Origin of the sequence: Streptomyces prasinopilosus, from assembly GCF_001419695.1 — a bacterium.
In the GTDB taxonomy this organism is placed as follows: Bacteria; Actinomycetota; Actinomycetes; order Streptomycetales; family Streptomycetaceae; genus Streptomyces; species Streptomyces prasinopilosus.
Genome location: NZ_LIRG01000248.1, coordinates 1 through 7,129, shown reverse-complemented (window position 1 = coordinate 7,129; position 7,129 = coordinate 1). Strand labels below are relative to the sequence as shown.

Here is a 7,129-nt window from a genome sequence, read left to right as displayed (position 1 = left end):
CGGTGACCCAGTCGGACTGGAGCTGCCCCTTGGCGACCAGCATCCAGGTGCCGAACTCCGGCCCTTCCAGGGCGGCTCCGGGTCCGAGGCGGACGAGTTGCGGTTGCGGGTGGGCGACGGCAGCGAACTGGCTGCCGGGCATCCAGGACTTGGCGTGCTGCTTCAGGTCGACCGGGATCCGGTCGAGGCGGGCGACGGAGCCGAGCACGGCACCGGAGTGGATGTAGTGGACCAGCAGCCGGCCGGCCGAGGCGAGGACGCCGGGACTGAGGTCGCAGGAGCCCAGCTGCCGTAACTGGCGTGCCAGTACGGCGAGTCCGAGCGGGGGCAGATCGGGGTTGAAGACGGCGACCCGGTCGGTCTCCAGCAGGGAGCGCAGGGTGTGCAGCCGTCGCAGGACGGCGACGGGGGTCGCGTGGGAGCAGACCACGATGACGTGTCCGTGCTGCTCGATGAGTGTCTGGAGTTCGCCCAGGGCCTGTTCGAGCGGCAGGGTGGCGATGTCCCGCAGCACCACGGCGGGCAGGGTCCGTTCGTCCTGCGGTGGCAGCGCCAGGTCGGCGCTGGTCACGGCAATGGCAGTTGGCACGCGCGGCTCCCCGTTCTCCCCATGCCCCTCGGCCCACCGGGAGTCACTCCGGTGCACCCTGATGACTTCGCTGCGTGACTATGCGAGCACTGTAACCACGGCTTTATGGCTGGAGAACAGCGTTCGTGTAGCTCGTGGGCAACCGGCGTTGCACAAGGTGCTTCAAAACGGGACACGTTGAGCATCTTGCCGGTCTCGATACGGCTCGCAGGGGGGAGGTGACGTGCTCCGCCTTGACGCCGGAACCCCGTCGCGGAGGCGTCCGTCGGTCCGGAGCGTCGGGCGGCCGAAGGCGGCCCGTCCCGTCGAAGTCGGTCCGGACCCATTGACAACCCTATTGGTCTGGACCACCTTGTTGGTTCAGCGGCGGCGCCCGCCATTCCCACGGCTCTCTCCCTCCCGCTCCGCCCTCCCCTACCCCTGTACCCCCGTAACCCGTTCCTTCCCCCCACCGGAGGCTTCAGTGGACCGCACCTCAGCCATGCCCGATCCCGGAGACAGAGCCACAGCCGGAGGCACGGCCACAGGCGGAAACCCGGCCGCCCGCAAGGGCCTTCTCTGGGCGGGCGCCCTCGTCTCCGCCCTCGCCCTCGCCTTCCCCCTGGCGGGCGCGGGTCAGGCGTCCGCGGCGGACGCGAACGCGGACGTGAACAACGTCAGGAACGCCGGCTTCGAGTCGGGCCTGAGCGGCTGGACCTGTTCGGCGAACAGCGGGACGGCCGTCCCGTCCCCCGTGCACGGCGGCGCGTCCGCGCTCAGGGCCGTCCCGGCCGGCCAGGACAACGCCCGCTGCGCGCAGACCGTCGCCGTGCGGCCCGACTCCACGTACTCGCTGAGCGGCTGGGTGCGGGGCGGTTACGCCTACCTGGGGGTGACCGGCACCGGCACGACGGACGTCTCCACCTGGACCCCGGACTCCGGCGCCTGGAAGCAGCTGACGACGAGCTTCCGCACCGGTTCCGCGACCAGGTCCGTCACGGTCTACACCCACGGCTGGTACGGGCAGCAGCCCTACTACGCGGACGACCTGTCGGTCTTCGGCCCCGACGGGGGCGGAGGCGACGGCGGCGACCCGGATCCGGTCGTTCCGGGTACGCCGGGCGGCCTCAGCGTCTCGGGGACGACGTCGTCGACGGCGTCGCTGCGGTGGAACCCCGTGTCGGGGGCGACGGGCTACAGCATCTACCGCAACGGTACGAAGGTCACGGCGGTGACGGGCACGTCCGCGACGGTGACCGGCCTCGCCGCCGCCACCTCGTACTCCTTCCAGGTGACGGCGACCAACGCGGCGGGCGAGTCCCCGAAGTCGACGGCCGTGACGGCCCGGACGACGGAGGGCGGCGGTGGCGGCGGTGACCTGCCCCGGCACGCGGTGACCGGCTACTGGCAGAACTTCAACAACGGCGCGGCGGTGCAGCGCATCTCGGACGTCTCCGGCCAGTACGACATCATCGCGGTCGCCTTCGCCGACGCGACGGGCACGCCGGGCGCGGTCACCTTCAACCTGGACTCGGCGGGTCTGAACGGCTACACCGTCGCTCAGTTCAAGGCGGACGTGCGGGCGAAGCAGGCGGCCGGGAAGAAGGTCATCATCTCGGTGGGCGGTGAGACGGGCACCGTCTCGGTGAACGACTCCGCCTCCGCGACGAACTTCGCGAACTCGGTGTACGCGGTGATGCAGGAGTACGGCTTCGACGGCGTCGACATCGACCTGGAGAACGGCCTCAACGCGACCTACATGACGCAGGCACTGCGGTCGCTGTCCGCGAAGGCCGGCCCGGGCATGATCCTGACGATGGCTCCGCAGACCATCGACATGCAGTCCCCGTCCAACTCGTACTTCCGGACCGCGTTGAACGTGAAGGACATCCTCACGGTCGTCAACATGCAGTACTACAACAGCGGGTCGATGCTGGGCTGCGACGGCAAGGTCTACAGCCAGGGCTCGGTGGACTTCCTGACCGCGCTGGCCTGCATCCAGCTGGAGGGCGGCCTCGACCCGTCCCAGGTGGGCCTCGGCCTCCCGGCCTCCACCCGCGGCGCGGGCAGCGGCTACGTCTCCCCGACCGTGGTGAACAACGCCCTGGACTGCCTGACCAGGGGTACAAACTGCGGGACCTTCAAGCCGTCGAAGACCTACCCGGCCCTGCGCGGCGCGATGACCTGGTCCACCAACTGGGACGCCACCGCCGGCAATGCCTGGTCCAACGCGGTCGGCCCGCACGTCCACGCCCTGCCGTAACCCCCCGGGGGTGCCCCTAGCAGCCGAGGGTGGCGACCGGGGGCACCGCACCTTCTTCCGAAAAGCATGAGCACTTCGGCCGCAACTGTCCGGATGTCGCTCGTTTGAGCGCTTACGTGACAGTTGGGCGTCGAGTGCTCACGCTTTTCGGCAACCCTCCCCGGAGGACGGCCGGCTCGGCCGCAGGGGGACGGGGCACGGGCGGACTGCCGTACGCCCTCGCGCCCTCGACCGGCAGGGTGGCCCACATGCGGGTGCCGCCGCCCGGTTCGCGCGCCTCGTCGAAGCCCCAGGCACCGTCGCAGGCGCGGCAGACGCAGGCCAGGAAGCGGAGGGCCGCGCGGCGATGTGTGTCGCAGGCCGTGGCCAGCCCGGGGTGGGTGTGGCGCGGATGGCCGTCGTAGACGATCACCCGCAGGGCGGCGGCACGATGGCGGAGGGAGAGGTAGACGTCCGCCGACGCCGTGAACCGGCAGGCCACCGCGACCAGTTCACTCACCGCCAGCAGGGCGGGGTCCACCAGGTCCGCCAGCCCGTGCACCCGCAGCACCTCCCGCGCCGCCGCTCTCGCCAGCGCGGGGCTGGTCGGCTGCGCGGGCAGCGTGAAGCTGTAGGCCAGGGCCTCGGGGACGGGGGCCGCGGGAGCGGCGGAGAACGCGGGTGCGACGGGGCAGCGGGACGGAGACATCGGTGACTCCTTCGGTGGGGTACGGCAGCGCCCTGCCGTGGACGGTGGCCGGTAGTCGGTGACCGGCGTAATCAGCGAAGGACGACGACGACAGCCGGTGGCTCCGTCGCGCGGACAGGCTCGCGCGATGCACAGCCGACCGCACGAGGTAGCGCCTTCGTCACTCAATGTAGAGACGCGAATGGCTCAATTGCCACCTCACTCAAGGAAATGACCCAATCGTGGTAACTGGACACTGAAGGGCGGCAGACTGCTGACGCATCACAGGGGAAGGAAGGTCATGCCTCCGAGGACGACGCCGACCGAGCGCCAGAGACGCCTGGGGAACGAACTGCGCAAGATGCGGGTCGCGGCGGGCATAACAGCCGACCAGGCCGCCGGGCTGCTCGGACTCGACCGGGCCAAGATCTCCAACATCGAGACGGGCATCCGCACCATCAGCCCGGGGCGGCTCCACACCCTTGCCCACCACTGCGACTGCTCGGACGAGGCCTACATCGAGGCGCTGGCCGCCATGGCCCGGCCCAACGGACGTGGCTGGTGGGAGCGCTACCGGGGATCACTGTCCGCCGGGCTGCTGGACATCGCCGAGTCCGAGGCCCGGGCGACGCGGATGCGCACTGTGCATATCGCCCACATCCCCGGTCTGCTGCAGACCAGCGACTACGCCCTGGAACTTTTCAGGACCGTCCTGCCACCGTTGCCGGAGCACGAGACCGCACTGCGGCTGGCGTACCGCATTGAACGCCAGCAGGTGCTGGACCGGGACGATCCGCCCGAGTACGTCGCCGTCGTGCACGAGGCGGCCGTACGGATGCAGTTCGGCGGGCGGGAGTGCGCACGGGCGCAGCTCGAGCACCTGATCGCCCTGTCCGGACGGCCTGCCGTACGGCTGCTGATCGTTCCGTTCACCGCCGGTACGTTTCCCGGGTCCGGGCAGATCTTCACGTACCTGGAAGGACCGGTCCCGCAGCTGGACACCGTCCAGGTGGACAGCACTCATGGGCCGGAATTCCTCAGTGGGGAGGCTCAGTTGGCCAAGTACCGTACGCACGTGGACTGGATGGAGCGCATCGCCCTGTCGCCGCAGGCCTCCCGCGACTTCATCCGGGACATCATCGACAGCCTGTGAGGGGACAGCATGGACGACATCACCTGGGAAGACCCCTTCTGCGGTGAGGGGGCCAGCTGCTTCCGCCTGGGGACCGACCAGGAGGGCAACGGCTACATCGCCATAGCCGGTGCCGAGGACGACCACCTCACCGACAGCCGGGACGCCCTGCGGCGGATGATCCTCGACATCAAGGCGGGGAAGGCCGACCACCTCCTGTGAGGCCGGCCGGGCCGGCGACGGACCGGGTGCCGACGGTCGCGAGCAGGTCGAGGAGGCCGGCGCCGTCGGTGCCGACGGCCGGGGTGAACCAGAGCAGCCGCTGCCGGCCGTCCTCGCTGAAGAGGTGCAGGCAGTTGACCTCGAGCGGGCCGAGGACGGGGTGGAGGAGGCGTTTGCGGTCGTCCCGACGGAACGCGACGTCGTGGTCGCCCCACAGCGCGGCGAACTCGGGGGACGCGTCGAGCAGCGCGCCGATCAGCGAACCGGCCTCGGTGTCCCTCCCGTCCCGCCTGGCGGCGGCCGCGCGCAGGTCGGCGACGAAGGAGCGGGACTGGCGCTCGTGGTCGGCCTCGGGGTAGAGGTCCCGGGCGGCGGGCTCGGTGAACCAGCGGTACACGAAACTGGCCCGGTGCCCGCGCAGGCCGGACTGGTCCCCGAGCAGCGCCACGGCGAGCGGGTTCTGCACGAGGACGACGTGCAGGTCGGTGATCACCTGTGCGGGGGTCCCCGTCAGCCGGCCGAGCAGGTCGAGCATGCCGGGGTGGACGTGTGCGGCGGCCCCGCCCCGGGCGGGCACGGGACGGTCCGCGAGGTGGTAGAGGTAGTCCCGCTCGTCGGCGGTCAGACGCAGCGCCCTCGCCAGGGCGGCGTTCATCTGCTCGGAGGGCTGGGAGCCGGCTCCGCGTTCGAGTTCGTTGTAGTAGTCCACCGACGCCCCGGCGAGCTGGGCGACCTCGTCCCGGCGCAGCCCCGGCACCCGGCGCCGGGGCCCGGAGGGGAGCCCGACGTCCCCGGGGCGGATGCGGGCGCGCCGTGAGCGGAGGAAGGCCCCCAGTTCGGCGTACTTCACAGAACCCATACCGCCCATTCTGCGCTCCTCCGAGTGGGCGACCCAGGGGATGTCGTCCCCTGGTTCCGCCGGTCGCCCGTGCGCATCGTGGACGGCATGACCACACATCCTGAAGCACCCGAAACTCTCGTACCGGCACCGGCCCGCGTCGCCGTCGTGACCGGCGGGTCGCGCGGCATCGGCCGGGCGGTCTCCCTGAGGCTCGCCCGGGACGGTCTGGCCGTCGTGGTGAACTACGCCGGTGACACGGCCGCCGCCGAGGAGACGGTGCGGGCGGTCACCGCGGCCGGCGGGCGGGCGGTCCCCGTGCGGGCCGACGTGGCGGACGAGCGGGCGGTCGCCGCGCTGTTCGACCGCGCGGAGGAGGAGTTCGGCGGCGTGGACGTCGTCGTGAACGCCGCCGGCCGGCTCGCGCTCTCCCCCATCGCCGACCTCGACCTGGCGGTGCTCGACGCCATGCACCGCACCAACATCCGCGGCACCTTCGTGGTCGCCCAGCAGGCCGCGCGGCGGCTGCGGGCGGGCGGCTCGTTCGTGGGGTTCTCGAGCTCCGTGGTCGGCACGCAGCCCCCCGCCTACGGCGCGTACACGGCGAGCAAGGGCGCCGTCGAGGCGATCACGCTGGTCCTCGCCCGCGAGCTGCGCGGGCGGGACATCACCGTGAACACGGTCGCCCCCGGCCCCACCGCCACCGACCTGTTCCTCGACGGCAAGACCCCCGAGCAGATCGACGCGCTCGCCAAGGCCCCCGCGCTGGAACGGCTGGGCACTCCGGAGGACATCGCCGAGGTGGTCGCCTTCCTCACCGGCCCGGAGGGCCACTGGGTGAACGGCCAGATCCTGCGCGCCAACGGAGGGCTGGTGTAACGGCTTTCCCGGACCGACCACCCGATGCGACGACCACGGGACGGGACAGGGGAGTGAAACATTTCCCGGGGCCCGGCGCATCAATGAGGTGAGAGCAACGGGGAAAGCCTAGGGGGGACGCGCGCATGGGGCAGGACGGCCGCGAGGGCGGGTACGGGGACTTCGCGGCGGCGCGGGCCGGGCATCTGTACCGGTCCGCGTGCCTGCTCACCGCCGGGGACACGCACCTCGCCGAGGATCTCGTCCAGGAGGCCCTCGGGCGGGTGTACGTGCACTGGGGACGGGTCTCCCGCGTGGGCAACCCCGCCGGTTACGCGCAGACCGTCCTCACCCGCGCGTTCCTCACCCATCAGCGGCGGCGCAGCAGCACCGAGCGCTCGACCGCCGCGTTCCCGGATCTGCCGGGTGCCGACGACGACCCGTCCCTGCGGCTCACCCTGCTCGACGCCCTCGCCCGGCTGCCCGCGAAGGACCGCGCGGTGGTCGTCCTGCGGTACTGGGAGGACCGCTCGGTCCAGGAGACCGCCGACGCGATGAACGTCAGTTCGGCGGCGGTGCGG

Annotated in this window: 7 protein-coding genes and 1 pseudogene; 5 read left to right on the top strand and 3 right to left on the bottom strand. The window is 71.5% G+C overall.

Annotation, left to right across the window (positions count from 1 at the left end; genetic code table 11):
• Positions 1-589: pseudogene (locus AOK18_RS11720) on the bottom strand (hypothetical protein); the annotation flags it as partial.
• Positions 590-1,070: 481 nt separating this feature from the next.
• Here AOK18_RS11720 and AOK18_RS11715 point away from each other — a divergent pair.
• Entirely contained in the window at positions 1,071-2,831 is a 1,761-nt protein-coding gene (locus tag AOK18_RS11715) for a chitinase (RefSeq protein WP_079104965.1), read from the top strand.
• Positions 2,832-2,943: 112 nt separating this feature from the next.
• Here AOK18_RS11715 and AOK18_RS11710 read toward each other — a convergent pair whose 3' ends face one another.
• Positions 2,944-3,519 carry an ATP-binding protein gene (locus tag AOK18_RS11710; RefSeq protein ID WP_074994160.1) on the bottom strand — a complete coding sequence of 192 codons (576 nt, stop codon included), beginning with the start codon at positions 3,517-3,519 and terminating at the stop codon, positions 2,944-2,946.
• 280 nt (positions 3,520-3,799) lie between these two features.
• On the opposite strand from AOK18_RS11710, the gene AOK18_RS11705 reads away from it, so the two are divergent.
• Complete coding sequence (locus AOK18_RS11705) at positions 3,800-4,651, top strand: helix-turn-helix domain-containing protein (RefSeq protein WP_055694295.1); 852 nt, start codon at positions 3,800-3,802, stop codon at positions 4,649-4,651.
• 9 nt (positions 4,652-4,660) lie between these two features.
• A complete protein-coding gene (locus tag AOK18_RS11700; protein ID WP_055694294.1) occupies positions 4,661-4,852 on the top strand; it encodes a hypothetical protein in 192 nt (63 codons plus the stop codon).
• On the opposite strand, the gene AOK18_RS11695 is transcribed toward AOK18_RS11700, so the two are convergent.
• A complete protein-coding gene (locus tag AOK18_RS11695) occupies positions 4,821-5,720 on the bottom strand; it encodes a helix-turn-helix transcriptional regulator (protein ID WP_206281531.1) in 900 nt (299 codons plus the stop codon). The genes AOK18_RS11700 and AOK18_RS11695 overlap by 32 nt on opposite strands.
• 78 nt (positions 5,721-5,798) lie before the next feature.
• On the opposite strand from AOK18_RS11695, the gene AOK18_RS11690 reads away from it, so the two are divergent.
• Both AOK18_RS11690 and AOK18_RS11685 read left to right on the top strand, forming a co-directional pair.
• Entirely contained in the window at positions 5,799-6,569 is a 771-nt protein-coding gene (locus tag AOK18_RS11690) for an SDR family oxidoreductase (RefSeq protein ID WP_055575078.1), read from the top strand.
• 125 nt (positions 6,570-6,694) lie between these two features.
• The coding region (locus tag AOK18_RS11685) for a SigE family RNA polymerase sigma factor (protein WP_055694292.1) at positions 6,695-7,129 on the top strand (435 nt) is incomplete at its 3' end.